Here is a 23,529-nt window from a genome sequence, read left to right on the forward strand (position 1 = left end):
AACGTCGAGGATATGAAATGACCAAACCTCTCGGAGTTATCCTCGCAGGCGGTTTGGCCACCCGGATGGGCGGTGGCGACAAGGGCCTGCTGCAGATCGGCGGGCAGAGCCTGCTAACCCATGTCATCAAACGGCTGACCCCTCAGGTGGACGGGCTGGCGCTGAACGCAAATGGTGATCCCGAACGGTTCACTGATCTGAACCTGCCCATTCTGCCCGACACGATCGAAGGGTTCGCTGGCCCTCTTGCGGGCGTTCTGGCCGGGCTCGACTGGGCGGCAGAGCATGGGGCGGACAGTATCGTCACCGCCGCCGCCGACACGCCGTTCTTCCCGCGCGATCTGGTGACACGTCTGGCGCGGGCCGCCGAGGGGCAAAAGCACCCGCTCGTGCTGGCAACCACACCGCGCACTGGCGATGAAATGCTGAAATCAGGTGGCGGAAAGCGTATCAACCGGCACCCGACCTTTGGCCTCTGGCCCGTGGCGCTGCGAGACGATCTGCGCGACGCGCTGAACGACGGGCTGCGTAAGGTCGTGCTGTGGACCGACAAACATGACGGGCGCGAGGCCCTGTTCGACGCCGAACCGTTCGATCCCTTCTTCAACGTCAACACGCCCGACGATCTGGCGCGGGCAGAAAAGCTGCTGGAGCAGGCATGAGGGTCTACGGCGTCACAGGTTGGAAAAATGCGGGCAAAACCGGGTTGATGGAACGGCTGGTGAACGAGATCACCGGGCGGGGTTTCACCGTTTCGACGGTCAAACACGCCCATCACAGCGTTGATGTCGATCAGCCGGGCACCGACAGCTATCGCCACCGCATCGCGGGCGCGTCCGAGGTGCTGCTGGCCTCGGGCCAGCGCATCGCCATCATGCAGGAACTGCGCGGCGCGCCCGAGCCGTCTCTGGATGATCTTCTGGCGCGTTTGTCGCCGGTCGATCTAGTGTTGATCGAGGGATTCAAACGCGAAGCTCATCCCAAGGTCGAGGCGTTTCGGGCCGAGGCCAAAAACGCTTTGATGGCGCCCGAAAACACAACCATCCGCGCCGTGGCCAGCGATACGCCGCTGACCGTGGATTGCCCGGTATTTGATCTGGATGACACCGCAGCCATCGCGGATTTTATCCTGCAGGAGGTCGGATTATGACCAAACCGAACATCACTCCGCCGCCCCTGCGTAATGATTGTTTTGCGCTGCCCGCCGGGGTGAATTGGACGCCGGTGGACGACGCGCTGGCCCTGCTGCGCCAGCGACTGACGGTGAGGATGGGTGCTGAAACCCTGCCGTTAGAACAGGCAACCGGGCGCATTCTGGCCGAGGATGTCATCGCCAAACGCTCCAATCCGCCGCTGCCGAACACGGCGGTAGATGGCTATGGTTTTGCCGGATCTGTGCCGGAGGGTCCGCAGGTGATGCCCCTGCATCCGGGGCGGGCGGCGGCGGGCATTCCGTTCGACGGCACTGTGCCAGACGGCCATGCGCTGCGCGTGCTGACCGGTGCGGCCCTGCCTGCGGGCGTGGATACCGTCATTCTTGAAGAAGACGTCACCGTTCAAGAGGGTCACATCGCCTTTCACGGCCCTTTGAAACATGGTGCCAACACACGCCGCGCCGGTGAGGACGTGGCCGAGGGCGACCCGGTTCTGTCCGCCGGTCGCAGGCTGACGCCCGCCGATCTGGCCTTGCTGTCCGCGACGGGTCTTGCCGAAGTCTCGGTCCGGGAAACGCTGCGGGTGGCGGTATTGTCCACCGGGGACGAGTTGGTCGAACCCGGCGAACCCGCCGGGCCGGGCCAGATATTCGACGCCAACCGCCCGATGCTGCTGTCGCTGATCGCGCGCATCGGGTTTCAGCCGGTGGATATGGGGCGCGTTTCGGATGACCGTGACACCCTGCGCGACAGCCTGAACCGGGCGGCAGGGCAGGCGGATGTGATCCTGACCAGCGGCGGGGCGTCCGCCGGGGATGAGGATCATGTCTCGGCTCTGTTGCGGCAGGCGGGCGCGATGCAGGAATGGCGGATCGCACTGAAACCCGGGCGGCCTCTGGCGCTGGGCATGTGGGACGGAACACCGGTCTTCGGCCTGCCGGGCAATCCGGTGGCGGCCATGGTCTGCACGTTGATCTTTGCCCGCCCGGCACTGGGTCTGATGGCGGGTGAAGGTTGGCAGGATCCGCAAGGCTTTGACCTGCCCGCGGCGTTCGAAAAACGCAAGAAACCGGGGCGCCGTGAATACCTGCGCGCCCGTGTCCGTGATGGCCAGGCCGAGGTGTTCGCTTCGGAAGGGTCGGGCCGGATCAGCGGACTCAGCTGGGCCGAGGGGCTGGTCGAGATCGAGGACGGCGCGCGCCACATCAAACCGGGCGATATGGTCCGTTTCATACCCTATGGAAGCTTTGGGTTGTGACTGTCAGGATCGAACAGGGTTTCACCGAGGCGGAACGACCAAAGGCCGCAGACCTGTTCTGGCAGGCTTTTGCAGCCAAGCTGCACAAGGTCATGGGACCGGACAAAAAGGGATTGGCCTTCATTGAACAAGCCATAAACCCGAAATTTGCCCTGGTCGCGCGGGACAGTTCAAAGCAGTTGTTGGGGCTGGCTGGGTTCAAAACCAAGGATGGCGGGCTGGTCGAGGGCAGCTTGTCCGATTTGGCAAACATATATGGCTGGTTTGGCGGCGCGTGGCGCGGTCTGTTGCTGAGCGTTCTGGAGCGGGATCTGCAACCCGGCGTGTTTCAGATGGACGGTATCTTTGTCGCCGCAGAAGCACGCGGGCAGGGGGTCGGAACCGCGCTGCAGTCCGCGATCAAGGATGAGGCCCGCAAATCGGGCATGTCAGAGGTTCAGCTGGACGTGATTGACACCAACCCGCGCGCAAAGGCCTTGTATGAACGCGAGGGCTTCAAAGCCGTCAGCAAGGAAAAGGCCGGGCCGTTTCAGTATCTTTTTGGATTCAGCAGCGCCACGCGCATGAGCTGGGCCGTCACCGCGCCTTAGTCGAACGTCCCGGCCACACGCCCCAGCAGCATGAAAGCCCGTGCCGTGCGGGTTTCACCAAGGGCGGTCAGGTCGGCGTCGCTGGCCTCGGGTTCAAAGGCCACGATCATGTGGTCAAAACGGCGCAGGAAATGATGCGCGGCATCGCGAAAGATCGGGTCTTGCTTCATCCGCGCCGCCGTAAGCGCCAGCGAGGACCGGTCGCGGATACCGCCCAGAGCAGCCACCGAACGCCCGCGCGCACCTTGTGCGAACTGCCGCCAGACCTCGGGCCGGGCCATGTCGGGGCGCAGGTCATCCATATAGATGCCTTCCTGGCTGAGCAGGGTCAGAACATCCTGCGAGGCCTGCACCAGTTGCGCGGTCTTGCGGTCTTTCAGCGCCAGACGCAGGGCGTTGAACCCTTCGGTATCGTCCTGCGTTTCAGGAAAGTTCAGCGCGCGGATGAAAATGTCGGTGCCCAGCGGCTGCGCGATGTCCTCGGCCTGTGTGCCCAGTTCTAGTGTTGTCTGATCGCCTGTGCCGTTTGGCGCGGCTGCGCGCGGTGCCTCGGTTCGCTTGGTCGAAAACGTTGCCAGCGCACTCTCGGTCTTTTTGGTGGCTTCGGCGATTTCGTCCAGTTTTTTGCTGACAGCCGGCTCGTACGTGCTGGCCGCACGCTGTTGTTGGATGACATAGGTCTGTCGGATCGCGTCGATCGCGGTCTGCAGGCGTTCGCTTTCTTCGCGCATCACGCGGCTGGCGCGCATCGCAGTGGCGGCAACCCAGATCATCGCCACCGGCATGAACACCGCCAGCAGGGTCACAACGAACCCACCGCCCTGCGTCTGGCCGGGCAGCACCAGAAACACCACAGACACCACCAGCCAGATCACGCTGAGCACGATGGCCGCGATCTCGATCTCGGTCACCGCCGGGCGCGAGGGCTTGTCGTAGATGCCCAGTGAGGTCGGTCGCTCGGTTTCCTGTTCAGGCGTGGGCTCAGACATGGGAGCGCTCCGGTCAGGCGTACTCGATGTTCAGAACTTCGTAGGACCGCACGCCGCCGGGGGTGCGTACCTCGACACTGTCGCCTTCGTCCTTGCCGATCAGGGCGCGGGCCATGGGCGACTTGATGTTCAGCAGGCCATTTTCGATATTGGCCTCATACTCACCCACGATCTTCCAGGTCTTTTCCTCGTCGGTGTCCTCATCGACCAGTGTGACCTTGGCGCCGAACTTGATCGCGCCCGACAACTTGGCGGGGTCGATCACATCGGCCAGAGACAGGATGCCTTCCAGCTCTTTGATGCGGCCTTCGATAAAGCCCTGCTTCTCGCGCGCCGAATGGTATTCGGCGTTTTCCTTCAGGTCACCCAATTCGCGCGCTGTCGCGATGGCTTCGATGATCGCCGGGCGTTCAACGGATTTCAGGTTTTTCAGCTCTGCCTCGAGCGCGGCATTGCCCGCAGGCGTCATTGGAATCTTTTCCATACTCTTATCGTCCACTCAAAAAGTGATGCGCCCCGCCGCATGGAACCAGCGTCGGGGCGATTTGATGGGTTGGCAAATACCTGACCCAAATGGAGCGTGAAATGCAAGAGGGCATGGCCATGCACCGGGCGGATTACAGCCTAAGCGTAGCTAATCACCTCGAATTCGATGCCATTGTCGTCGTTGAAGTAGAACCGCTTGCCCGGTTCATAATCGGCGTGGGATTTGGGGGTGAAACCTGCGTCGATCACTTTCTGCTCGGTCGAGTCGATATCTTCGACCAGCACACCCACGTGGTTCAGGCCGCCAACGATGTCATAGCTGCTTTCGCCCGAGGGTTTCGGATCGCTGGGCGCATAGAGCGCCAGATAGGTATGCTTGCTGCCCACATGCACCGTGTATCCACCCGCAATGGCCGGGCCTTCCCAGCGGGTTTTCCAGCCAAACACCTTGTGCATCCACGCGGCCGAAGCCTGCGGGTCGCGGACGGTGAAGTTGGTATGTTCAAGCGTCGCCATCATGGGATCTCCTTTGCGAATTGAGGCTTGTTTCGACTCACCGTAATTTCTAAACCTAACTTTAGGTCAAGGAATTTTTGAGAGGGCGATATGGCTGTATCCGAAGGGTTGGCGATTGGTGCCTTGGCGCGGCGCACCGGGTTAGCGGTGTCCGCCATTCGGTACTACGAGGCGCAGGGGCTGATCGCGCCCTGGCGTAACGCGGGCGGGCAGCGACGGTACCAGCGCGCCGACATAAGGCGGCTGAGTTTCATCATGATTGCCCAGCAGTTCGGTCTGACCCTGCCCGAGATTCGCGAGGTGTTGTCGGGCTTGCCGGGGAACCGCACGCCGACACCGAAAGACTGGCAAAAGATCAGCATCGGCCTTCGGTCCCATCTGGACCAGCGAATCGATACCCTGATGCGGTTGCGCGACAATCTGGACGGATGCATTGGCTGCGGCTGCCTGAGCCTGCCGAAATGTGCCCTATACAACCCTGATGACCGCGCCAAATCCCATGGTAGCGGTCCCAGATACCTCATGGGGGACACTCCCGAGGCATAACTGCCGCATTGCAGCAATGTTACGCCGTGTTTTGATTGACCAAGGTCTTTCAGACCATGTAATCAGCCGTGAAACAATATTGCGCAGACCACGCAGTGAAAGCGCCAATTCGGAAAGTTAGCTAAGGAGCCCGCGATGGCCGAGATTGAACGCGAAGCGATGGAATACGATGTGGTGATCGTGGGTGCAGGCCCCGCGGGCCTGTCGGCGGCCATACGTCTGAAACAGCTGGACGCGGACCTGAACGTTGTCGTTCTGGAAAAGGGTTCGGAAGTGGGTGCGCATATCCTGTCGGGTGCGGTGCTGGACCCCTGTGGTCTGGACGCGCTGATTCCGGACTGGAAGGAAAAAGGCGCGCCGCTGAACGTGCCGGTGCACGAAGACAATTTCTACATGCTGGGTGAGGCAGGTAAAATCCGCATCCCCAACTTCCCGATGCCGCCGCTGATGAACAACCACGGCAACTACATCGTGTCGATGGGCAATGTCTGCCGCTGGATGGCCGAGCAAGCCGAAGAGTTGGGCGTGGAAATCTTCCCGGGCATGGCTTGTTCCGAGCTGGTTTATGGCGAGAACGGCGAAGTCAAAGGCGTGGTTGCCGGTGTATTCGGTCTGGAACCCGATGGGTCCTATGGTCCGGGCACCGAGCCGGGCATGGAGCTGCACGGAAAATACGTCTTCCTCTCGGAAGGTGTCCGTGGTTCGCTCTCCAAGGAAGTCATCGCCAAGTACGACCTGTCTGCTGGTAAAGAGCCGCAGAAATACGGCGTCGGCATGAAAGAGATTTGGGAGATTGACCCGGCCAAGCACAAGGAAGGCTCGGTCACGCACACCATGGGCTGGCCGCTGGGCAGCAATGCAGGTGGCGGGTCGTTCATCTATCATCTGGAAAACAATCAGGTCTATGTCGGCTTCGTGGTTCACCTGAACTACAAGAACCCGCACCTGTATCCGTACATGGAATTCCAGCGCTTCAAGCACCACCCGATGGTGGCCGAGCTGCTGAAAGGCGGCAAGCGCGTGGCTTACGGTGCCCGTGCGATCACCGAGGGCGGCCTTCAGTCGATGCCGAAACTGGTCGCGCCGGGTGTGGCGCTGCTGGGCTGTTCGGCGGGCATGGTCAACGTGCCGCGCATCAAGGGCAACCACAACGCGATGCTGTCCGGTAAAGCCGCGGCTGAGGCCGCCTTTGACGCCATCAAGGCCGACCGTTCGGGCGATGAGCTGACCGCGTACGAGACCGACGTGCGCGATGGTGCCATTGGCAGCGACCTGAAGAAGGTGCGCAACGTCAAGCCGCTGTGGTCGAAATACGGCCTGACCGCCAGCCTCGTGCTGGGTGGCATGGACATGTGGACCAACACGCTGGGCTTCTCGCTGCTGGGCACTCTGGGCCACGGCAAGAACGACGCGCAGTCGACCGAAGAGGCCAGCAAGCATCAGCCCATCGACTACCCCAAACCCGATGGCACGCTGTCCTTCGACCGTCTGACCAACGTCTCGTTTGCAATGACGAACCACGAGGAAAGCCAGCCCTGCCATCTGAAGCTGACCGATCCGGACATTCCGGTGAAGGTCAACCTGCCCAAGTTCGACGAACCGGCGCAGCGTTATTGCCCGGCGGGTGTGTACGAGATGGTCGAGGATGAAGACGGTCCGCGATTCGTGATCAACTTCCAGAACTGCGTCCACTGCAAAACCTGCGATATCAAGGACCCCAGCCAGAACATCACCTGGACCACACCGCAGGGCGGGGATGGCCCGAACTATCCCAACATGTAAGCGAAAATCCGGGCACTGGCAGGGTCGTGAAGGCTCTGCCATTGCCTCTTGCCAGCCAAAGCCCTAGCTTGTTGCGCAGACAAGAATAGCAAGGCAGGATTTTGGTGGTTTCTCTGGTTCGTCGCGCAGCGCTGGCTGTGCTGTTCACCTCGTCTTTTGTTTTTCCGGTTCAAGCGGATAATGGGTCCGGCGCCTATCTGGCGGGCCGCCAGGCGATTTACGAGAACGACTATACCGCAGCCGAGAAATACTATGCTCGCGCCCTGAAGGCCGATCCCGAAAATGCGACCTTGTTGGAAAGCGTCGTCGTCGCACGCCTGTCCCTGGGCGAGGTGCAGCGTGCGCTGCCTGTTGCACAGGCGATCGCGGACATGGACCTGCCCAGTCAGGCGGCGCGGATGGTGATCACCGCCAATCTGGGGGCCGAGGGCAAGCTGGACGACCTGTTGGCGCTGGATCCCGAAACACAGGGCGTGGGGCCTCTGGTCGACGGTCTGATGGCGGGCTGGGCCTATATCGGTCAGGGTGCCATGACCCGCGCCATGGAGCAATTCGACGAGGTCGCCACGCAGGACGGGCTGCGGGACTTTGCGCTGTACCACAAGGCGCTGGCCCTGGCGTCGGTGGGTGATTTTGAAGGCGCCGAAGAGGTGTTTTCGGCGAACAATGGTGCTGTGTCCCGATTTTCGCGCCGTGCGGCTCTTTCCCGGGCCGAAGTTCTGTCGCAACTGGACCGTCATGACGAGGCGCTGCAGTTTCTGGCGGAGGTCTTTGTCGCTGGCAGCGATCCGTCCATCGAAGGTTATGTCGCGCGTCTGAGCGCCGGTGAAACGCTGCCGTTCACCCATGCGCAATCGGCTCAGGACGGTATGGCCGAAGTGTTCTTTTCCGTCGGCGCCGCGCTCAGCAACGATGCAGCTGAAAACTACGTCCTGCTATATGCGCGCATCGCCACATTCCTGCGGCCCGATCACGTGGACGCGATCCTGCTGAGCGCCGAGCTGTTGGACGAGCTGGAGCAATATGATCTGGCGGTAGACGCCTATCGCATGGTGCCATCCAGCAGCAGCGATTACCACGCCGCCGAACTTGGCCGGGCCGAGGTGCTCAGCCGGTGGGGCAAAAAAGATGCAGCCGCCGAAGTGTTGCAGACGCTCGCCAGCCAGAGCCCGGACCTGCCCAGCGTGCATGTGGCACTGGCCGATCTGCAGCGCCAGCAAGAGGAATACGCGAGCGCCATCGCGTCTTATGACAAGGCGATAGAGCTGACTGAGAGCGGTACGGGCGGCAACTGGTTCCTGCACTATGCCCGCGGTATCTCGCATGAGCGGTTGAAGAACTGGGATCAGGCCGAGGCCGATTTCCGCCGCGCATTGGAGCTGAACCCGGATCAGCCGCAGGTGCTTAACTATCTGGGCTATTCGCTGGTTGAACGGCAGGAAAAGTTGGATGAGGCGCTTGAGATGATCGAACGCGCCGTCGCGGCGCGACCCGACAGCGGCTATATCGTCGACAGTCTGGGCTGGGTCCTGTTCCGTCTGGGCCGCTATGACGAAGCGGTCGAGCATATGGAGCGCGCGGTCGAACTGATGCCGGTCGATCCGGTGGTGAATGACCATCTGGGCGATGTGTACTGGGCCGTGGGTCGTGGGCGTGAGGCCGAGTTCCAGTGGAGCCGCGCCCTGTCCTTCATCGACCCGTCTGACACGGATGCCGAGGCCGACCCCGAACGCATCCGCCGCAAGCTTGAGATTGGGCTGGACGCGGTTCTGGCCGAAGAAGGTGCCGAGCCGCTGAAGGTCGCCAATGGCCATTAAGGCCTTCGCACCCGCCAAGATCAACCTGACCCTGCATGTAACCGGCCAGCGGCCGGACGGCTACCACCTGCTGGATTCGCTGGTGGTATTCGGAGATGTCGGCGACACGTTGGAGTTTACCCCCGGCCCCACATTGTCGATGGCTGTCACCGGTGAGCATGCGGTGGGTGTGCCCACGGACGACCGCAATCTGGTCTGGAAAGCCGCCGAGTCTGCGGGCTGGACGGGGCATATCGATCTGAACAAAGTGCTGCCCCACGGCGGCGGGATCGGCGGGGGCTCATCCGACGCTGCGGCGACGCTGCGGATGATTGCGGATCAGGGTGGGGCTGTCTCGCCGGATGCCGCTTTGTCTTTGGGTGCGGATGTTCCGGTGTGCATGTTGGCGTCTGCTGCACGGATGCGCGGCATCGGTGAGCAGTTGGACCCGATCACATTGCCCCCATTGCCCGCCCTGCTGGTCAATCCCGGCGTCGAAGTGCCGACAGGCGCGGTGTTCTCGGCATTGACCAGCCGTGACAACCCGCCCATGCCGGGCGTGATCCCAGCCTTCAACACGCCTCAGGACTGTGCCGCGTGGTTGCAGGATCAGCGCAATGATCTTGAGCCGCCCACCACCGGGCTGGCCACGGAGGTGGCCCGTGTGCTTGAGGAGTTGGCAGATACAAAGAATAGCCTGCTGGCCCGGATGTCAGGCTCAGGTTCGACCTGTTTTGCGTTATACCCAACGATGAAAGACGCGCATTTCGCGGCTTATGAGATCGGCGCGGCCCATCCCGATTGGTGGTGCCGCGCGACGCAACTTAGTTAAGGCGCGAGACCACGTAGTCAGCCAGATCGCGCAGCAGGGTGCGGATCTCGTGATCGGGCAGGGCATCCAGCGATGCCTTGGCCTTGGCGGCCCATCCAAACGCATCCGCACGGGTGGCGTCCAGAGTGCCGTATTTTCCCATCAGACCCAGCGCATGGTCCAGATCGCCATCTTCCTGGCGGCCCCGGCCAATGGTGCGCTCCCAAAAGGCGTGTTCCTCGGGGGTTGCCTGCGCCACCGCCTTGATTACCGGCAGGGTCAGCTTGCGTTCACGGAAATCGTCACCGACATTCTTGCCGGTGGCTTTGCTATCGCCCTGATAATCCAGCAGATCATCCGCGATCTGGAAGGCGATACCCAGCGCATCGCCATAGTCATAGAGCGCCTTGACCTGCTCTTCCGAGGCGCCGGCGATCACACCGCCGACTTCGGTTGCGGCCGAGAACAGCGCGGCGGTTTTGCCACGCACGACCTGCAGGTAAATCGCCTCATCCGTGCCCAGATCGGTGGCGGCCGTCATCTGCAGCACTTCACCTTCGGCAATGGTGGCCGAGGCATTGGCCAGAATGTCCAGAACCCGCAGCGATCCGGTCTCAACCATCAGCTGGAAGCTGCGGGAAAACAAGTAATCGCCGACCAAGACGCTGGATTTGTTGTCCCACAACAGGTTCGCCGTAGGCCGTCCGCGCCGCTGGGCGCTTTCGTCCACCACGTCGTCGTGCAGCAGGGTGGCGGTGTGGATGAACTCGACCGTTGCCGCCAGCCGAACATGGTGGTCGCCCGGATAACCGAACAACCGCGCGGCCGCCAGGGTCAGCATCGGGCGCAGGCGCTTACCGCCGGCCTCAACCAGATGTGCGGTCACTTCGGGAATGCGCGGCGCATGTTCAGAGGCCATACGCGTGCGGATCAGCTCATTGACCGCGTCCATTTCGCCGGCCAGAATTTCCGCCAGCCGCTCATGCGGTTTTGTGATCGTGTCGATATCCATCACACTCCTGATACAAGGCTCGACTTTCGGCGGTCCTTGCCCTTACATCCATCCCCATGAAAGAACTTTTGCGCAGCACCGATCCAACGATCCTGGCCTTTGCTTCGGCCCTTCTTGAGGGAGAGGATATAGACTGCTTTCAGATGGACGTAAATATGAGCATCCTCGAAGGCGGCATCGGAATCTTCCCCCGCCGCCTGATGGTGCGGGCGGATGACCTTATCCGGGCGGAACGGGTGATGCGCGACAACGACATTCCGCTGGGACGATGAGCCTGTTTTCCGATAAAGAATTGACTTGTAACGATTTTCTGGACGGGCGTGTACGCTTGTGGCAACCGCGTGCGGGCTATCGCGCTGGGGTGGATCCGGTGCTGCTGGCGGCGTCGGTTCCGGCGACACGTGGTCACACCGTGCTGGAATTGGGCTGCGGAGCCGGTGCCGCGATCTTGTGTCTGTTGGCCCGCGTGTCGGGACTGCAGGGGGTCGGGGTGGAGCTGCAGCCTGCTTATGCCGATCTGGCGCGCCGGAACGCAGTCGAAAACGGGGCGTCGCTGGAGGTAATCGAAGCAGACCTGAACGCTCTGCCTGCCAACCTGAAACAAAGGCAATTCGACCACGTGATCGCCAATCCGCCTTATTACCGCGCCGGGGCGCATAGCCCGGCTGCGGATAAGGGGCGCAGCGTGGCCTTGGGAGAGGAAACGCCTCTGACGGACTGGTTCGACGTCGCAGCCAAGCGCCTCGCGCCACGCGGGTATCTTCACATGATCCAAAAGGCCGACCGTCTGCCTGACATGCTGGCGGGCTGCGCCGGGCGTCTGGGCTCGGTCGAGGTGCTGCCGCTGGCCGCGCGTACCGGTCGCACCGCTGAACTGGTCATTTTGCGGGCCAGAAAGGGCGGTAAGGCGGCGTTTCGGTTACACGCGCCGCTGATTTTGCACGCGGGCGAACGTCACGAAAAAGACGGTGAAAGCTATACGCCACAGGTCTCAGCCGTACTGCGCGACGGGGCCGCGATCTGCGGCATTTTCGACCGATAGGCATTAACCAGCCGAAATTGTCGGATTTATGACATTTTCTGTGCGTCTGCAGCGTGACAGGGTGGAAACGATGTGGTCAACTTCTTACGTGAAACTCAGACACCAACAGAGGAGTATCGCCATGAGCGTGAGCGCACACCTGACCGAACTGAAGAAAAAGCACGAATCTCTCGGTCTTGAAGTAGAACAAGCCCAACGCTCGCCTGGCATCGACGATCTCCACATTGCTCAGCTAAAAAAGCAAAAGCTTAGGTTGAAGGAAGAGATCGAGCGACTGTCGAACTAGCGTCTCATACTGGCCCGCGCGGCAATCGCCGCGCCGCCTGTGATGAACACGGCCGCGATCGCCAGACCCCAGGATGGGGCGGCGATCCCGGCCACAACCAAAGCCAGCGTAGACAACAAGGGTGCCGCATAGGACGCCGTGCCCAGCATCTGAATGTCGCCCTGCTTGACCCCGATATCCCAGACATAGAACGCAAGCCCGACTGGTCCCAGCCCAAGTGCCGCGACTGATATCCAGCCGATTGCATCCTTCGGCCAGACGGTGTCTTCGACCGCCAGATGCAGCAGGCCCGAAGCGAAAGCGGCGGCGATGCAGAATACGGCGACCGAACTGGTCGGCGTATCGCCCAGTCGCCGCGACAGGACCGAATAGCCCGACCATGTCAGCGCGCAGAGCAGGGCCAGCCCATAGCCCGGCAGGTGATCGGCCTGAAACCCCATGCTGCCGCCACCGCCGATAATCACAGCCGCCCCGGCAAAGCCAAGGCAGGCGCCGATCAGATGTCCGAGGCGCAGGTTCTCACCCGGCAGCAACCCGGAAAACAGCACGATCAGCAGCGGCCAGAGATAGGCGATCAGCCCGGCCTCGGCTGCCGGGGCCATGCGCAGGGCCGAAAAATACAGCGCGTGGTATCCGAACAGCCCCAAAGTGCCGAACAGATATGTCGTGATGGGCACCGCGCGCAGTTGGCGCAACCCACCGTTGGCCCCGGTCCAGATCAGGCCCAGCGTGCCGCCGATCGAAAAGCAGATGGTGTTCAGCAGCAAGGGTGGGGCCGGAGACGACCCAACGGTGAACAGGGCCAGCAAGGACCACAGCAAAACGGCGATAAACCCTATGGCTGTTGCGCGTGTTCTGGTCATGAGGTCGGGATGTCTTCCACCGGGATGATCTTGAATTCGTCCGAGATATGCGCGGTCTTTTCGATCTCGGCAACGAACCAGTCCCGAAACGCTGCGATCTGGGGCCGGTTTTCGGCACCGGGCAGGCACAGAAAGCGGAACCGCCCGCGGGTCTCGATGGCGACCTTGAAGGGGGCAACCAGCCGCCCCTCGGTCATGTCCTTCAGGATCATGGCGCGGCGACCCAGCACCACGCCAACACCCGCAACGGCGGCATCGATCGCGTGATCGGCATTCGAGAACCGCGCGCCATGCTCGGGCGTGAATTCGACCCCTACGGCCCGGAACCAGGTGGGCCAGTCGCAACGGGGCCGCAGAAACGCAATCGAGTCGTCGTGGATCAGCGGCGCGTCCTTCAGACTTTCGACGGTCGGAAACTGTTCAGCCAGTTCGGGGGTCATTACCGGGGTCAGCCATTCTTTGCGGACGGGGACGGAATACATCCCCTCATCCGGGCCATAGCCAAAGCGGATGGCCACATCCACATCGTCGCGTTCCAGATCCACGATCCTCAGGGTGGCCGAAAACTTCAGGTCAATCTCGGGATGCGACCGGGCAAAATCATAGAGCCGCGGCGCCAGCCACTTGGCCGTCAGCGCAGGGCCTGCGGTCACTGTCAGACTGGTGTCGTTGCCCTGCCGCCGGGTCGCCTGCCACGCGGCCTGCAACGTGGCAAACCCTTCGGCCGCACCGGGGGCGAGGGCGCGCCCGGCCTCGGTCAGCTCCACCGCGCGGTTCAGGCGGTGAAACAGGGGGCGGCCAAGATGTTCCTCGAGGGATTTGATCTGAAAAGACAGTGCCGCGGGTGTCACATGCAACTCGTCTGCCGCCTTGGCAAAGGACATGTGCCGTGCGGCGGCATCAAAGGCGCGCAGGGCGGTCAGAGGGGGAAGTGCGCTGCTCATATCGTCAAGAAATTCTTATCTGATGGCGGAAAAAAGCTCGTTTGTCAGTCGCTAGGTTAAGGTTCACATTCAATGCAAGTCAAACAAAACTGAATTGAAAGGATACTTGCATGTTCGAGGTCACCAGCAACACCGCAATGGCCCGCGCCTTTCAGCGCGCGCACTTGGAACGGTCCCGCGCAATCAACAATGCCCTGAAATGGCTGTTCGGTTCCCGCTGAGCGCAGCGCGCGCGTTCTTACGGGATAAAAAAGGGCCGGTCCAAAAGGACCGGCCCGATTTCTTGCGGATCGTCTAATTAGACGAAGAATTGTGCACCGTTGGCCGAAATGGTCGAGCCGTTGATGAACTGAGAATCGTCGGACGCCAGGAACGCCACGCAGCGGGCGATTTCCTCGGGCTCACCCAGGCGACCGGCTGGGATCTGGCCAATGATGGATTCACGAACCTTTTCCGGAACCGCCATGACCATCTCGGTCGCAATGTAACCGGGGCAGATCGCGTTGGCGGTGATGCCTGCGCGTGCGCCTTCCTGCGCCAGCGATTTGACGATGCCCAGATCGCCCGCCTTGGTCGCGGCATAGTTCACCTGCGCGAACTGGCCCTTTTGACCGTTGATCGAGCTGATAACGATCACGCGGCCGAACTTGCGTTCACGCATACCGGGCCAGATGGGGTGGACGGTGTTGAACACGCCGGTCAGGTTGGTGTCGATCACGTCTTTCCACTGATCCGGGGTCATCTTGTGGAACGGCGCGTCGCGAGTGATGCCGGCGTTGGCAACCACGATGTCGATCGGGCCGACCTCGGCTTCGACTTTTTCGATACCCGCTTTGGATTCGTCATAATCGGCCACGTTCCACTTGTAGGTGGCGATGCCAGTTTCCTCGGTGAATTTTGCCGCCGCTTCGTCGTTCCCGGCATAGGTTGCTGCAACATTATACCCTTCGGCCTTGAGCGCCTTGGAAATTGCTGCGCCGATGCCGCGGGAGCCGCCGGTTACGAGTGCTGTACGTGCCATTGAGGATTCCTCCAATTTAGTCTGCTTGGTAATTCTGTTACTCTGAGAGAGATTGTTGCGCAATATCGTTTCGTGCTCGATTTCGTTTTTCTGTCCGGTGATATTGTCGCATCTATCGGGTAAGGGGTAATTGTAACAAAAAAGGGCGCCCGTCGGACGCCCTTTTATGTTTAATTGTCAAAGCACTTAGTCGCGCTCCACGCAGAGGGCGACACCCATGCCGCCACCGATGCAGAGGGTCGCCAGACCCTTCTTCGCGTCGCGGCGCTTCATTTCGAACAGCAGCGTGTTCAGAACGCGGCAGCCGGATGCGCCGATCGGGTGACCGATGGCAATCGCGCCGCCGTTCACGTTCACGATCGACGGGTCCCAACCCATGTCCTTGTTCACGGCACAGGCTTGCGCGGCAAAGGCTTCGTTGGCTTCGACCAGATCCAGATCGTCAACCGACCAGCCTGCTTTCTCCAGGGCTTTGCGCGAGGCATAGATCGGGCCGACGCCCATGATCGACGGGTCCAGACCGGCGGTTGCGTAGGACGCGATGCGGGCCAGAGGCTCAATCCCGCGCTTCTCGGCGTTTTCAGCCGACATCAGCAGGGTCGCTGCCGCGCCGTCGTTCAGGCCGGATGCGTTTGCCGCAGTGACCGAACCGTCCTTGGTGAAGGCGGGGCGCAGCTTGGCCATCGCCTCCATGGTTGCGCCGTGGCGGATGTACTCGTCGCTGTCCATCACGATGTCGCCCTTGCGGGTCTTGATGGTGAAGGGCACGATCTCATCCGCGAATTTGCCAGCCTTCTGCGCGGCTTCGGCCTTGTTCTGCGACGCAACGGCGAATTCGTCCTGCATGTCACGGCTGATCTGCCACTTCTCGGCCACGTTCTCGGCGGTCTGACCCATGTGGTAGCCGTTGAAGGCGTCCCACAGACCATCGCGGATCATGGTGTCGATATACTTCATGTCACCCATCTTGTGACCGGCGCGCAGGGCGGCGGCATGGGGCGAGAGGGTCATGTTTTCCTGACCACCGGCGGCAACGATTTCAGCATCGCCCAGTTGGATGTGCTGGGCACCCAGAGCGACGGCACGCAGGCCCGAACCGCAGACCTGGTTGATGCCCCAGGCTGCGCTTTCCTGCGGCAGGCCGGCATTGATATGCGCCTGACGGGCAGGGTTCTGACCCTGAGCCGCAGTCAGCACCTGACCCATGATGGTTTCGCTTACCTCGCCCTTTTCGACGCCGGCACGTTCGACGACGGCCTCAAGAACGGCGGCACCCAGATCATGTGCGGGTGTGTTTGCAAACGAGCCGCCAAAACTGCCGACACCGGTGCGTGCTGCGGATGCGATTACTACGTTGGTCATATAGACAATCCTTTACCATCAAGGTCCTGTGGGAACCGTAACGGCGCGGATCGCAAAGGCAAAGCCCCTGTGAACCAGAGCGCCTCCTGATCCCCCGCTCCAACTGAACATGGCATAGCGCAATGCTGCAATTGCAGCAACGGTCACCTTGTCTCAGGGTGCCCTAGGGGCAGTTTTGCGTGGTTAGCTGCCGGTTTGCTGGGTTTTCACGTCTTTCCAGGGGGCTGAAACGGTGGGGGCGCCGAACAAGAACCCCTGCAAACAGTCCACGCCATTGGCCACAAGGAATTCGGCGTCTGCCTTGGTTTCAACCGATTCGGCGGTCACCAGAATTTCAAACTCCCGCGCCACGGCGACCAAGGCGCGGACCAGCGCCTGATTGTCGGGGTTGTCGCTAATGCCGCGCACGAATTGCCCGTCGATCTTGGCGGCGTCGAACAGAAACTCTCGGAAATGGCGGAAGCTGAAATTGCTGGCACCGAAATCATCCAGCGCAAAGGCGACGCCGCGCGGTTGAAGCCGGTCCATGAAATCGATCACCAATTCCGGCACCGTCATCGCCGAACTTTCCGAGATTTCCAGAATCAGCCGCTCACCAATACTGGCGTCTTTTTTCAAAAACCGCTCCAGCACCCGTGAATACCGCGCATACCCGATCGAGCGGGCGGACATGTTGATCGACAGGCGGATGTCGGGGTTTCGGGCCAGCGTCCGCAGCCCCATCTCCAACGCAACGCAATCCAGATCCCGCCCGATGGGTGTATTTTCCAGCTGCGGCATGAAATCCCGCGCGGGAATGACTCGCCCGGTTTCATCCAGCACCCGGATGAATCCTTCGTAGAACGCTACACCAAACGGGGGATGCGCCTGCATGATGGGTTGAAAAGCGAGTTTGCACTGTTTGTGCTTTACCGCCTCGGTCGCCATTTGAACCGTGGAGGTGTCGCGAGATGTAACAGCCGCGTTCAGAGGGCTTTCGGCACCCTCGGGCATATCTGCCTGTTCTTTTCCCCGCATAGCCTTGCCATTCCCATTACGTCGCCGCTCGGGATCTGATTTCAGAGCAAAACTATGAATCTGCGGTTAAGGGGGGAGAAAATGATGCGGTTCAGCGCACCGTTTCCCAGACGCGGCCCAGGGCGGCCGCTGCGCCGATTACTGCGCCCATGAAGCCCAGTGCCAGCATGACAAACCCCAGCGCGATGAGGCTGGGGGCACCGCCCGCCAATGCCGTCAGCATAGCCAGCACCAGCCCGACCAGACCAAGAACGGTTGATACACTCGTCAATCTGGACATTTCGGCCTCCGGCTACTTGATACGGGTCACATCCGCTGAATATGGAATGTGAATTTCCGCTTTCAAGGAACGGGGGGTGCCGGATCGGCGGATTTAAGCCTGTTTTGCCTGCGTATTGGGCGTTTCTGCCTCATATTGCTCGAATCCGGGCGTTCCGCGATCTTCGGGGTGGCGGGCCAGGTGTTTGGCTTTGATCTGCTCAGAGCTGTCACGACTGCCGTCATGGCTGTAACCCGGTGGCGCAAAGCAATAGGCCAGACGTTCGCGCAGAGTCAGCCCCGGTTGGGTTGCGTCGCGCCAGATGCCAACCCATTCATGGAACGCCACGCGCAGCGGATTGAACGTGCCTATATTGTGGACCAAGCCGTAATCGACGCGATCATCCTCTTGTTCAGGTACGAAGGTGCCGAACATCTTGTCCCAGATGATGAAGACACCCGCATAGTTGCAATCGAGATAGCGTGCGTTGCGGCCATGATGTGCGCGGTGGTGACTGGGGGTGTTCATCACCGCCTCGAACCAGCGGGGCATCTTGCCGATGGCTTCGGTGTGAATCCAGAACTGGTAGATCAGGTTCAAGCCACCGCAGAACAGTACCATAGCCGGGTGAAAGCCCAGCAGGATCAGGGGCGCGCGGACAACCATCATGAAAGTGAAGGTATAGGTCCAGGTCTGCCGCAGCGCCGTTGTCAGGTTGTAGTGTTGCGAGCTGTGGTGATTCACATGGCTGGCCCAGACCCAGCGGATGCGGTGGCCAAAACGATGCACCCAGTAATAGCGCAGATCGTCCAGCACAAAGCACAGGATGATCACCGGGATCGAGGTGCCCAGGTTCAGCGGTGTGATCTGCCACAGCCACATAAAGAAGGCATAGGCGATGAATCCCAGCAAAAAGCCCGAGGCAATATTCCCAGCCCCCATCACCAGCGAGGTCACGGCATCGCGCGTCTCATACCGCCCGCCCTTGCCCTTGATGGCGATCCACAAAAACTCGGCCAGAATGGCGGCGATAAAAAACGGCACCGCCCATTGCACGGCATCGGGAAAGGTCACTTGGTCGGTCATGAGGGGTCCATCAGATGTTCCCAATGCGGGCGTTCGAAGTCGTCCAGGCGGACGATGGCTTTGGGAGTGCCAAATTCGTGGAACTGGATCTCAATCCCTTCGGGGTGATCCAGCCAGTCGAAATCCAGCAAATGACGCGCCACGGTGTCGGCACCGAAGGACCACAACAGCCCGTTGCCGGTTTCGGTTCGGATCAGGGCCGAGTGGTTGTCATGGGCAATGGTGATGTCGATGATCTCATCGTCGGGCGCGTGACGCAGCCATTCCGAGCGCGCGGTTTCGGGCGTTAGTTCGCGCACCCGTGACCGCCCGGTAAAATGCAGCAGCACCGTCACTCCGACGATGCCTCCGACAACCAGAACCAGCAATATTTCAAGCGGCATTCCGTCCTCCCGCCCGCAGAGTGCAAAGCGGTCAGGACGCTGTCAAAGGTAGCGTGGCGTCAGCCTGCCTCGAGCGTGTCGAGTATTTCGTGTTGCACGACTCGCTGGACAAAGGGCACCAGGCCATCGGGGCCAGAGGCGCGATCCTTGAGGTGAATGCAGATATCCGGCCTGCGTGCGGCGATGATGCCGACCAACTCGCCGCGTATCTTGTCATCCAGACCGGCACCCATGATGGCGCAGACGATCCGGGGCTCGGCATCCAATTGCCGCCGGACCTCGTCGGGGTCATGAGCCCCTAGCCATTGGATCGGCATGTGATCCAATTGCCGCGCCACGTCGCCAATGACATTGGGCAAGCGACCTATCAACAGTACTACGGGTTTCATTGTCGCCTCCGTATCCAGTTTCGCACCGCCACCGATTCAGATGGCGGTAACGTTAGTTTAGCATGGAATTCGGTCCGAAGCGTGATTGGCTATTGCAACGTGTAGATCGTCGAGCTTCCCTTGCCCTTCTCACGCGTCATCTTGACGGTAGTCCCGTCCACTTCGAAAACCTGACAATCAGTGCCAAGGGCTTTGCCATCCAGCACACCATTGCGGCACCAGAACTTCTTGTCCCACACCCAGTTGCCGCTGAACTTTTTCCCGCTGGTCAACTTGGCCGAGATTGTACCATCTGCATTGGCAATAAAAACATTGCCTTGGTCATCGACGAGCTTTTTGCCAACAAGTTCCTTGTTGAACTGCTCGGCTGTTTTGACCCTCTTAAAGTCAGCCTGAGCCGTTCCTGCAACCACCAATACGGCCGCAACAATTGGTACCAGTTTAAATCCAGTCATTACTATTCCCCCAAAACAATTGAGATCGGGAGAATAACACGATTCGGGCCAGTAGGGGCGCAGGCGTTAACTTTCAGCGCCTACCAGCGTCGAGATGATCGCCTTGGCGCTGTCCGAATTCCACTCGGCATCCCCGATAAGACGGGCTATTTCATTGCCGTCGGGATCAAGGATCACCGTGATCGGCAGGGCGATCACTCCGAATTCCCGCGCCACAGCCGAGCCTCTGTCCTGATGGCGGGGCAGGTTTTCGATGCCGTTTTCTTCGAAGAACTTTTTGATCCCCGCAGGCGAGTTGCGCCCGGTGGCCAGTGTCAGGACCTCGAACTTGTCGCCGCCGAACTCTGCTTGCAGCTCGGCGATCTGGGGCATTTCCTTGCGGCAGGGCGCGCACCAAGTGGCCCAGAAGTTCAACAGAACGTATTTGCCCTTATAATCCTCAAGCGTCGCGGTGCCGCCGTCATCTTCCAGCTGAAACTCGACCGCTTCGACCGGTTTCGGCTCTTTATGCAGGATCAGCCGTTTCAGCGTGCCGTCGCGCAGCGGGCCCAGAGTTTCCGCATCCGTGGCCAAAGCCGCATTTGCACCCAGCGCAAGGGCAATATAAAGGGGGATCAGACGAAATAGGCGCATATCAACTCCGGGTTTTCTTACATGACCGATCAATCCTCGAACCAGATGTGGGGCGGCCGCTTTGCCGCCGGTCCAGACGCGATCATGGAGGCAATCAATGCCTCGATCGGGTTCGATCAGCGGATGGCAGCCCAGGACATCGCAGGCTCGCGCGCCCATGCCGCCATGCTCGCGGCCACAGGCGTTATTACTGATAGTGACGCTGAAGCTATTCGGGAAGGGCTGCTCACCGTTTTGTCAGAAATCCAGAACGGAGAATTTCAGTTCTCGACCGCGCTGGAAGACATCCACATGAATGTCGAAGCGCGGCTGAAAGAGGTGATTGGTGAGCCCGCAGGCCGTTTGCACACGGGCCGCAGCCGGAATGATCAGGTGGCGACCGATTTCAAACTGTGGGTGCGCGATCAACTGGACGCGGCTGAAACCGGCCTGCTGGCCCTGATCCGCGCGCTTTTGGCGCAGGCCGAGGCCGGGGCTGATTGGGTTATGCCGGGCTTTACCCACCTTCAAACCGCCCAGCCCGTCACATGGGGTCACCACATGATGGCCTATGTCGAGATGTTTGGTCGGGACCTGAGCCGCGTTCGCGACGCCCGAGCCCGGATGAACGAATCCCCGCTGGGGGCGGCTGCTCTGGCCGGAACGTCCTTCCCCATCGACCGTCACATGACGGCGCAGACGCTGGGCTTTGACCGCCCCGCCGCGAACTCGCTGGATGCCGTCAGCGACCGCGATTTCGCGCTGGAGTTTCTGTCCACCGCTTCAATCTGCGCCGTGCACTTGTCGCGCTTTGCCGAGGAACTGGTGATCTGGTCTTCGGCCCAGTTCCGGTTTGTGACGCTGTCCGACCGTTTCTCGACCGGATCGTCGATCATGCCGCAGAAGAAAAATCCCGACGCGGCCGAGCTGATCCGCGCCAAGGTTGGTCGCATCTATGGTGCCAATACCGCGCTGATGATGGTGATGAAGGGACTGCCGCTGGCCTATTCCAAGGACATGCAGGAAGACAAGGAACAGGTCTTTGATGCTGCCGACAACTGGATGCTGGCGCTGGCGGCGATGGAGGGCATGGTCAAGGACATGACCGCCAACCGCGAAAGCCTGGCTGCGGCGGCGGGGTCCGGTTTCTCGACCGCAACCGATCTGGCCGACTGGCTGGTGCGGGTGCTGGGCCTGCCGTTCCGCGACGCGCACCACGTCACCGGATCGCTGGTGGCCATGGCCGAGGGCAAGGGCTGCGACCTGCCCGACCTGACGCTGGAAGACATGCAATCGGTGCATGCCGATATCACCGATGATGTCTATTCTGTCCTTACCGTGGAAAATTCGGTAAACTCTCGCCAATCCTATGGCGGCACGGCGCCGGATCAGGTGCGCGCGCAGGTCGAACGGTGGAAAACCTTGGTCTGAGGACTTTCAGCCTGCGCCCGAAGGTCCGGGTCCAGCTTCAATTGCTGCCATCTGGTGAACAGTCGCGCCAAAATTTGGCCATTTTTTCCTGATTCAAGTCGGTCTCAGAATGCTCACGCGATATTTCTGGCACCCAACCTTGCAGAGAAAACGATGACAACGATCACAGCCAATGAAAAAGCGCTTTTGGAAGCCCCCAAAATCGCCGAAACGCCAACCTCCGCTGCTTTTGTGGCGGTCGCCAAAAAGTTCGGTGTCAGCCCGTTTTCTCAGTTCCGGGACATGATCAGGTTGCAGAGAGGGCGCAGCAAGGTCAGTTTCCCCGAGTATTTTTCGCTGGGTCTTTTCAATCCTGAAATGACGCTGGATGAAAAGCGAACCTTTGTTGGCGAAAAGGGATCGTTCCAGGCCAACTGCGACATGTCACCGGTGCGATTGACTTTGAATCGCGCGTTTGTTCGCGACAAGGTCATGTATTCGTCCTTGCTGACGTCGCTGGGAATTCCCACAACCGTGACGCAGGCGGTTGCGTCCAGCAACCGGCGATTTGGAAACATTCCTGCCCTGAAAAGCCCGACCGAGCTCTTTCAATTTCTGACGCAAAAGGCCGCCTTCCCCCTGTTCGGCAAACCCTGCGAAGGTTCGGGAAGCTTCGGCTCGGTGTATCTGGAGGGCATCGAGGGTGACCTCATCGTTCTGGGAAACGGGCGTAAAGTACTGTTGGAGAGTTTCTGCAACGAAGTTTATGCAGACTACCCGGATGGATTCATTCTGCAGTCGGCGCTTCGTCAGCACCCCGAGTTCTGCAAGATCGCCGGCAAAGCCGTTGGCTCGCTGCGATTTGTGACGATCCGGGATCAGGACAAGCCGCGGAAACTCTATGCCCTGTGGAAAGTGCCGTCGCCGAATGCGATGTCGGACAATTTCTGGCAACAGGGTAGCATTCTGGTTCAGATTGACGACAATGGTGTTCTGGGCGAAGCGCGAACCGGTATAGGGCTGAATGCACAAACCATCGAACGTCATCCGGTGTCCGATGAACCGTTTGCCGGCGTCCGCGTCCCAAATTGGGAAGAACTGGTCGAAACTTGCGTGTCAGCCCACGAGTTGTTCCCCGAATTCGGCGTTTTTGGCTGGGATGTTGCCGTGACTGAAACCGGCCCGGCAATCATCGAGTGCAACGCAAACCCGTTTCATACGCTCTACCAATTGGTCTATGGGCGCGGCCTGTATAATCCGGACTTCGCGCCAGCGATTGAAAACGCATCAAAAATTTCTTCGGATATGCTGAAGCAAGTCGAGGAACTGGAGAAATCCCGCCGCGACGCGCGCCGCTCATAGGTACGGATGATTGCATTGCTTTTGGTGGGCACGGTCCGTGATGTGCGTTCAGGAAAACTGTGGGCGAAAACTCCGGTGACAATCTTGGTGTGCCCGGT

At 60.5% G+C, this 23,529-nt stretch carries 28 protein-coding genes; 13 read left to right on the forward strand and 15 right to left on the reverse strand.

Annotated features, from left to right (window positions below; translation table 11 throughout):
• Positions 1 to 17 precede the first annotated feature (17 nt).
• The 4 genes from mobA to GOX63_RS15195 are packed head-to-tail and all read left to right on the forward strand — an operon-like array spanning position 18 to position 3,002.
• A complete protein-coding gene (gene mobA, locus GOX63_RS15180) occupies positions 18 to 662 on the forward strand; it encodes a molybdenum cofactor guanylyltransferase MobA (RefSeq protein WP_170546282.1) in 645 nt (214 codons plus the stop codon).
• Complete coding sequence (gene mobB, locus GOX63_RS15185) at positions 659 to 1,150, forward strand: molybdopterin-guanine dinucleotide biosynthesis protein B (protein WP_170546284.1); 492 nt, start codon at positions 659 to 661, stop codon at positions 1,148 to 1,150. Before mobA ends, mobB begins: the two co-directional genes overlap by 4 nt.
• Positions 1,147 to 2,412, forward strand: a complete 1,266-nt coding sequence (locus GOX63_RS15190; protein WP_170546289.1) for a molybdopterin-binding protein — start codon at positions 1,147 to 1,149, stop codon at positions 2,410 to 2,412. The genes mobB and GOX63_RS15190 overlap by 4 nt, the downstream gene beginning before the upstream one ends.
• Positions 2,409 to 3,002: a GNAT family N-acetyltransferase gene (locus GOX63_RS15195; RefSeq protein WP_367647209.1), complete on the forward strand. Its 594-nt coding sequence runs from the start codon at positions 2,409 to 2,411 to the stop codon at positions 3,000 to 3,002. Before GOX63_RS15190 ends, GOX63_RS15195 begins: the two co-directional genes overlap by 4 nt.
• Here GOX63_RS15195 and GOX63_RS15200 read toward each other — a convergent pair.
• The 3 genes from GOX63_RS15200 to GOX63_RS15210 form a co-directional block, all read right to left on the reverse strand.
• Positions 2,999 to 3,991 (reverse strand): hypothetical protein, encoded by a 993-nt coding sequence (locus GOX63_RS15200; RefSeq protein ID WP_170546292.1) that lies wholly within the window; start codon positions 3,989 to 3,991, stop codon positions 2,999 to 3,001. The genes GOX63_RS15195 and GOX63_RS15200 overlap by 4 nt on opposite strands.
• A 13-nt stretch (positions 3,992 to 4,004) precedes the next feature.
• The gene (greA, locus tag GOX63_RS15205) at positions 4,005 to 4,475 is read right to left on the reverse strand and encodes a transcription elongation factor GreA (RefSeq protein WP_170327221.1); all 471 of its coding nucleotides are present in this window, start codon (positions 4,473 to 4,475) and stop codon (positions 4,005 to 4,007) included.
• Between the two features lie 140 nt (positions 4,476 to 4,615).
• Complete coding sequence (locus GOX63_RS15210; protein ID WP_170327220.1) at positions 4,616 to 4,996, reverse strand: VOC family protein; 381 nt, start codon at positions 4,994 to 4,996, stop codon at positions 4,616 to 4,618.
• A gap of 87 nt (positions 4,997 to 5,083) precedes the next feature.
• Here GOX63_RS15210 and soxR point away from each other — a divergent pair, with 87 nt between their 5' ends.
• From soxR to GOX63_RS15230, 4 genes are all read left to right on the forward strand, one after another.
• Positions 5,084 to 5,539 (forward strand): redox-sensitive transcriptional activator SoxR, encoded by a 456-nt coding sequence (soxR, locus tag GOX63_RS15215; protein ID WP_170327219.1) that lies wholly within the window; start codon positions 5,084 to 5,086, stop codon positions 5,537 to 5,539.
• A 135-nt stretch (positions 5,540 to 5,674) separates the two neighbouring features.
• Positions 5,675 to 7,321 carry an electron transfer flavoprotein-ubiquinone oxidoreductase gene (locus GOX63_RS15220; RefSeq protein WP_170546295.1) on the forward strand — a complete coding sequence of 549 codons (1,647 nt, stop codon included), beginning with the start codon at positions 5,675 to 5,677 and terminating at the stop codon, positions 7,319 to 7,321.
• 101 nt (positions 7,322 to 7,422) lie between these two features.
• Positions 7,423 to 9,138, forward strand: coding sequence for a tetratricopeptide repeat protein (locus tag GOX63_RS15225; RefSeq protein WP_174826806.1), 1,716 nt, complete (start codon positions 7,423 to 7,425; stop codon positions 9,136 to 9,138).
• Positions 9,128 to 9,949: a 4-(cytidine 5'-diphospho)-2-C-methyl-D-erythritol kinase gene (locus tag GOX63_RS15230; RefSeq protein WP_170546301.1), complete on the forward strand. Its 822-nt coding sequence runs from the start codon at positions 9,128 to 9,130 to the stop codon at positions 9,947 to 9,949. The genes GOX63_RS15225 and GOX63_RS15230 overlap by 11 nt, the downstream gene beginning before the upstream one ends.
• On the opposite strand, the gene GOX63_RS15235 is transcribed toward GOX63_RS15230, so the two are convergent.
• Positions 9,942 to 10,940 (reverse strand): polyprenyl synthetase family protein, encoded by a 999-nt coding sequence (locus GOX63_RS15235; RefSeq protein ID WP_170327215.1) that lies wholly within the window; start codon positions 10,938 to 10,940, stop codon positions 9,942 to 9,944. The genes GOX63_RS15230 and GOX63_RS15235 overlap by 8 nt on opposite strands.
• A gap of 56 nt (positions 10,941 to 10,996) precedes the next feature.
• Between GOX63_RS15235 and GOX63_RS15240 the strand changes: the two genes are divergently transcribed.
• The 3 genes from GOX63_RS15240 (at position 10,997) to GOX63_RS15250 (ending at position 12,268) form a co-directional block, all read left to right on the forward strand.
• Complete coding sequence (locus GOX63_RS15240; RefSeq protein WP_170327214.1) at positions 10,997 to 11,212, forward strand: putative signal transducing protein; 216 nt, start codon at positions 10,997 to 10,999, stop codon at positions 11,210 to 11,212.
• A complete protein-coding gene (locus GOX63_RS15245) occupies positions 11,209 to 11,982 on the forward strand; it encodes a tRNA1(Val) (adenine(37)-N6)-methyltransferase (protein ID WP_170327213.1) in 774 nt (257 codons plus the stop codon). Before GOX63_RS15240 ends, GOX63_RS15245 begins: the two co-directional genes overlap by 4 nt.
• A 121-nt stretch (positions 11,983 to 12,103) precedes the next feature.
• Complete coding sequence (locus GOX63_RS15250; protein ID WP_170327212.1) at positions 12,104 to 12,268, forward strand: YdcH family protein; 165 nt, start codon at positions 12,104 to 12,106, stop codon at positions 12,266 to 12,268.
• On the opposite strand, the gene yddG is transcribed toward GOX63_RS15250, so the two are convergent.
• From yddG to GOX63_RS15305, 11 genes are all read right to left on the reverse strand, one after another.
• Positions 12,265 to 13,131 (reverse strand): aromatic amino acid exporter YddG, encoded by an 867-nt coding sequence (gene yddG, locus GOX63_RS15255; protein ID WP_170327211.1) that lies wholly within the window; start codon positions 13,129 to 13,131, stop codon positions 12,265 to 12,267. The two genes, GOX63_RS15250 and yddG, sit on opposite strands and share 4 nt — an antisense overlap.
• Entirely contained in the window at positions 13,128 to 14,075 is a 948-nt protein-coding gene (locus GOX63_RS15260; RefSeq protein ID WP_170327210.1) for a transcriptional regulator GcvA, read from the reverse strand. The genes yddG and GOX63_RS15260 overlap by 4 nt, the downstream gene beginning before the upstream one ends.
• A 298-nt stretch (positions 14,076 to 14,373) precedes the next feature.
• Positions 14,374 to 15,096, reverse strand: coding sequence for an acetoacetyl-CoA reductase (gene phbB / locus GOX63_RS15265; protein ID WP_170327209.1), 723 nt, complete (start codon positions 15,094 to 15,096; stop codon positions 14,374 to 14,376).
• 186 nt (positions 15,097 to 15,282) lie between these two features.
• A complete protein-coding gene (locus tag GOX63_RS15270) occupies positions 15,283 to 16,458 on the reverse strand; it encodes an acetyl-CoA C-acetyltransferase (protein ID WP_170327208.1) in 1,176 nt (391 codons plus the stop codon).
• A 183-nt stretch (positions 16,459 to 16,641) separates the two neighbouring features.
• Positions 16,642 to 17,475: an EAL domain-containing protein gene (locus GOX63_RS15275; RefSeq protein WP_170327207.1), complete on the reverse strand. Its 834-nt coding sequence runs from the start codon at positions 17,473 to 17,475 to the stop codon at positions 16,642 to 16,644.
• Positions 17,476 to 17,566: 91 nt separating this feature from the next.
• Positions 17,567 to 17,755 carry a hypothetical protein gene (locus GOX63_RS15280; RefSeq protein ID WP_170327206.1) on the reverse strand — a complete coding sequence of 63 codons (189 nt, stop codon included), beginning with the start codon at positions 17,753 to 17,755 and terminating at the stop codon, positions 17,567 to 17,569.
• Positions 17,756 to 17,848: 93 nt separating this feature from the next.
• Complete coding sequence (locus GOX63_RS15285; RefSeq protein ID WP_170327205.1) at positions 17,849 to 18,820, reverse strand: sterol desaturase family protein; 972 nt, start codon at positions 18,818 to 18,820, stop codon at positions 17,849 to 17,851.
• Complete coding sequence (locus GOX63_RS15290; RefSeq protein WP_170327204.1) at positions 18,817 to 19,203, reverse strand: hypothetical protein; 387 nt, start codon at positions 19,201 to 19,203, stop codon at positions 18,817 to 18,819. Before GOX63_RS15290 ends, GOX63_RS15285 begins: the two co-directional genes overlap by 4 nt.
• Before the next feature lie 59 nt (positions 19,204 to 19,262).
• The gene (locus GOX63_RS15295) at positions 19,263 to 19,592 is read right to left on the reverse strand and encodes a hypothetical protein (RefSeq protein WP_170327203.1); all 330 of its coding nucleotides are present in this window, start codon (positions 19,590 to 19,592) and stop codon (positions 19,263 to 19,265) included.
• An 89-nt stretch (positions 19,593 to 19,681) separates the two neighbouring features.
• Positions 19,682 to 20,047 carry a hypothetical protein gene (locus tag GOX63_RS15300; protein WP_170327202.1) on the reverse strand — a complete coding sequence of 122 codons (366 nt, stop codon included), beginning with the start codon at positions 20,045 to 20,047 and terminating at the stop codon, positions 19,682 to 19,684.
• A 66-nt stretch (positions 20,048 to 20,113) separates the two neighbouring features.
• On the reverse strand, positions 20,114 to 20,680 hold the full coding sequence (locus GOX63_RS15305) for a TlpA disulfide reductase family protein (protein ID WP_170327201.1): 567 nt from the start codon (positions 20,678 to 20,680) through the stop codon (positions 20,114 to 20,116).
• A 21-nt stretch (positions 20,681 to 20,701) separates the two neighbouring features.
• On the opposite strand from GOX63_RS15305, the gene argH reads away from it, so the two are divergent.
• Together argH and GOX63_RS15315 are read left to right on the forward strand one after the other, a co-directional pair.
• Positions 20,702 to 22,090 (forward strand): argininosuccinate lyase, encoded by a 1,389-nt coding sequence (argH, locus tag GOX63_RS15310; protein ID WP_170327200.1) that lies wholly within the window; start codon positions 20,702 to 20,704, stop codon positions 22,088 to 22,090.
• 153 nt (positions 22,091 to 22,243) lie between these two features.
• Complete coding sequence (locus tag GOX63_RS15315) at positions 22,244 to 23,431, forward strand: sugar-transfer associated ATP-grasp domain-containing protein (protein WP_170327199.1); 1,188 nt, start codon at positions 22,244 to 22,246, stop codon at positions 23,429 to 23,431.
• Positions 23,432 to 23,529 lie beyond the last annotated feature (98 nt).

It is taken from the genome of Ruegeria arenilitoris (genome assembly GCF_013031355.1).
Lineage (GTDB): Bacteria > Pseudomonadota > Alphaproteobacteria > Rhodobacterales > Rhodobacteraceae > Ruegeria > Ruegeria arenilitoris_C.

Bases quoted from the DNA above. Each gene is read 5' to 3' on its own strand.
- GOX63_RS15305 (WP_170327201.1), bottom strand. From the start codon at position 20,680: ATGCGCCTATTTCGTCTGATCCCCCTTTATATTGCCCTTGCGCTGGGT.
- GOX63_RS15230 (WP_170546301.1), top strand. From the start codon at position 9,128: ATGGCCATTAAGGCCTTCGCACCCGCCAAGATCAACCTGACCCTGCAT.
- soxR (WP_170327219.1), top strand. From the start codon at position 5,084: ATGGCTGTATCCGAAGGGTTGGCGATTGGTGCCTTGGCGCGGCGCACC.
- GOX63_RS15245 (WP_170327213.1), top strand. From the start codon at position 11,209: ATGAGCCTGTTTTCCGATAAAGAATTGACTTGTAACGATTTTCTGGAC.
- GOX63_RS15250 (WP_170327212.1), top strand. From the start codon at position 12,104: ATGAGCGTGAGCGCACACCTGACCGAACTGAAGAAAAAGCACGAATCT.
- GOX63_RS15275 (WP_170327207.1), bottom strand. From the start codon at position 17,475: ATGCGGGGAAAAGAACAGGCAGATATGCCCGAGGGTGCCGAAAGCCCT.
- GOX63_RS15210 (WP_170327220.1), bottom strand. From the start codon at position 4,996: ATGATGGCGACGCTTGAACATACCAACTTCACCGTCCGCGACCCGCAG.
- GOX63_RS15315 (WP_170327199.1), top strand. From the start codon at position 22,244: ATGACAACGATCACAGCCAATGAAAAAGCGCTTTTGGAAGCCCCCAAA.
- GOX63_RS15190 (WP_170546289.1), top strand. From the start codon at position 1,147: ATGACCAAACCGAACATCACTCCGCCGCCCCTGCGTAATGATTGTTTT.
- phbB (WP_170327209.1), bottom strand. From the start codon at position 15,096: ATGGCACGTACAGCACTCGTAACCGGCGGCTCCCGCGGCATCGGCGCA.
- yddG (WP_170327211.1), bottom strand. From the start codon at position 13,131: ATGACCAGAACACGCGCAACAGCCATAGGGTTTATCGCCGTTTTGCTG.
- GOX63_RS15235 (WP_170327215.1), bottom strand. From the start codon at position 10,940: ATGGATATCGACACGATCACAAAACCGCATGAGCGGCTGGCGGAAATT.
- GOX63_RS15240 (WP_170327214.1), top strand. From the start codon at position 10,997: ATGAAAGAACTTTTGCGCAGCACCGATCCAACGATCCTGGCCTTTGCT.
- mobB (WP_170546284.1), top strand. From the start codon at position 659: ATGAGGGTCTACGGCGTCACAGGTTGGAAAAATGCGGGCAAAACCGGG.
- greA (WP_170327221.1), bottom strand. From the start codon at position 4,475: ATGGAAAAGATTCCAATGACGCCTGCGGGCAATGCCGCGCTCGAGGCA.
- GOX63_RS15270 (WP_170327208.1), bottom strand. From the start codon at position 16,458: ATGACCAACGTAGTAATCGCATCCGCAGCACGCACCGGTGTCGGCAGT.
- GOX63_RS15220 (WP_170546295.1), top strand. From the start codon at position 5,675: ATGGCCGAGATTGAACGCGAAGCGATGGAATACGATGTGGTGATCGTG.
- argH (WP_170327200.1), top strand. From the start codon at position 20,702: ATGACCGATCAATCCTCGAACCAGATGTGGGGCGGCCGCTTTGCCGCC.
- mobA (WP_170546282.1), top strand. From the start codon at position 18: ATGACCAAACCTCTCGGAGTTATCCTCGCAGGCGGTTTGGCCACCCGG.
- GOX63_RS15295 (WP_170327203.1), bottom strand. From the start codon at position 19,592: ATGAAACCCGTAGTACTGTTGATAGGTCGCTTGCCCAATGTCATTGGC.
- GOX63_RS15280 (WP_170327206.1), bottom strand. From the start codon at position 17,755: ATGTCCAGATTGACGAGTGTATCAACCGTTCTTGGTCTGGTCGGGCTG.
- GOX63_RS15290 (WP_170327204.1), bottom strand. From the start codon at position 19,203: ATGCCGCTTGAAATATTGCTGGTTCTGGTTGTCGGAGGCATCGTCGGA.
- GOX63_RS15285 (WP_170327205.1), bottom strand. From the start codon at position 18,820: ATGACCGACCAAGTGACCTTTCCCGATGCCGTGCAATGGGCGGTGCCG.
- GOX63_RS15300 (WP_170327202.1), bottom strand. From the start codon at position 20,047: ATGACTGGATTTAAACTGGTACCAATTGTTGCGGCCGTATTGGTGGTT.
- GOX63_RS15200 (WP_170546292.1), bottom strand. From the start codon at position 3,991: ATGTCTGAGCCCACGCCTGAACAGGAAACCGAGCGACCGACCTCACTG.
- GOX63_RS15260 (WP_170327210.1), bottom strand. From the start codon at position 14,075: ATGAGCAGCGCACTTCCCCCTCTGACCGCCCTGCGCGCCTTTGATGCC.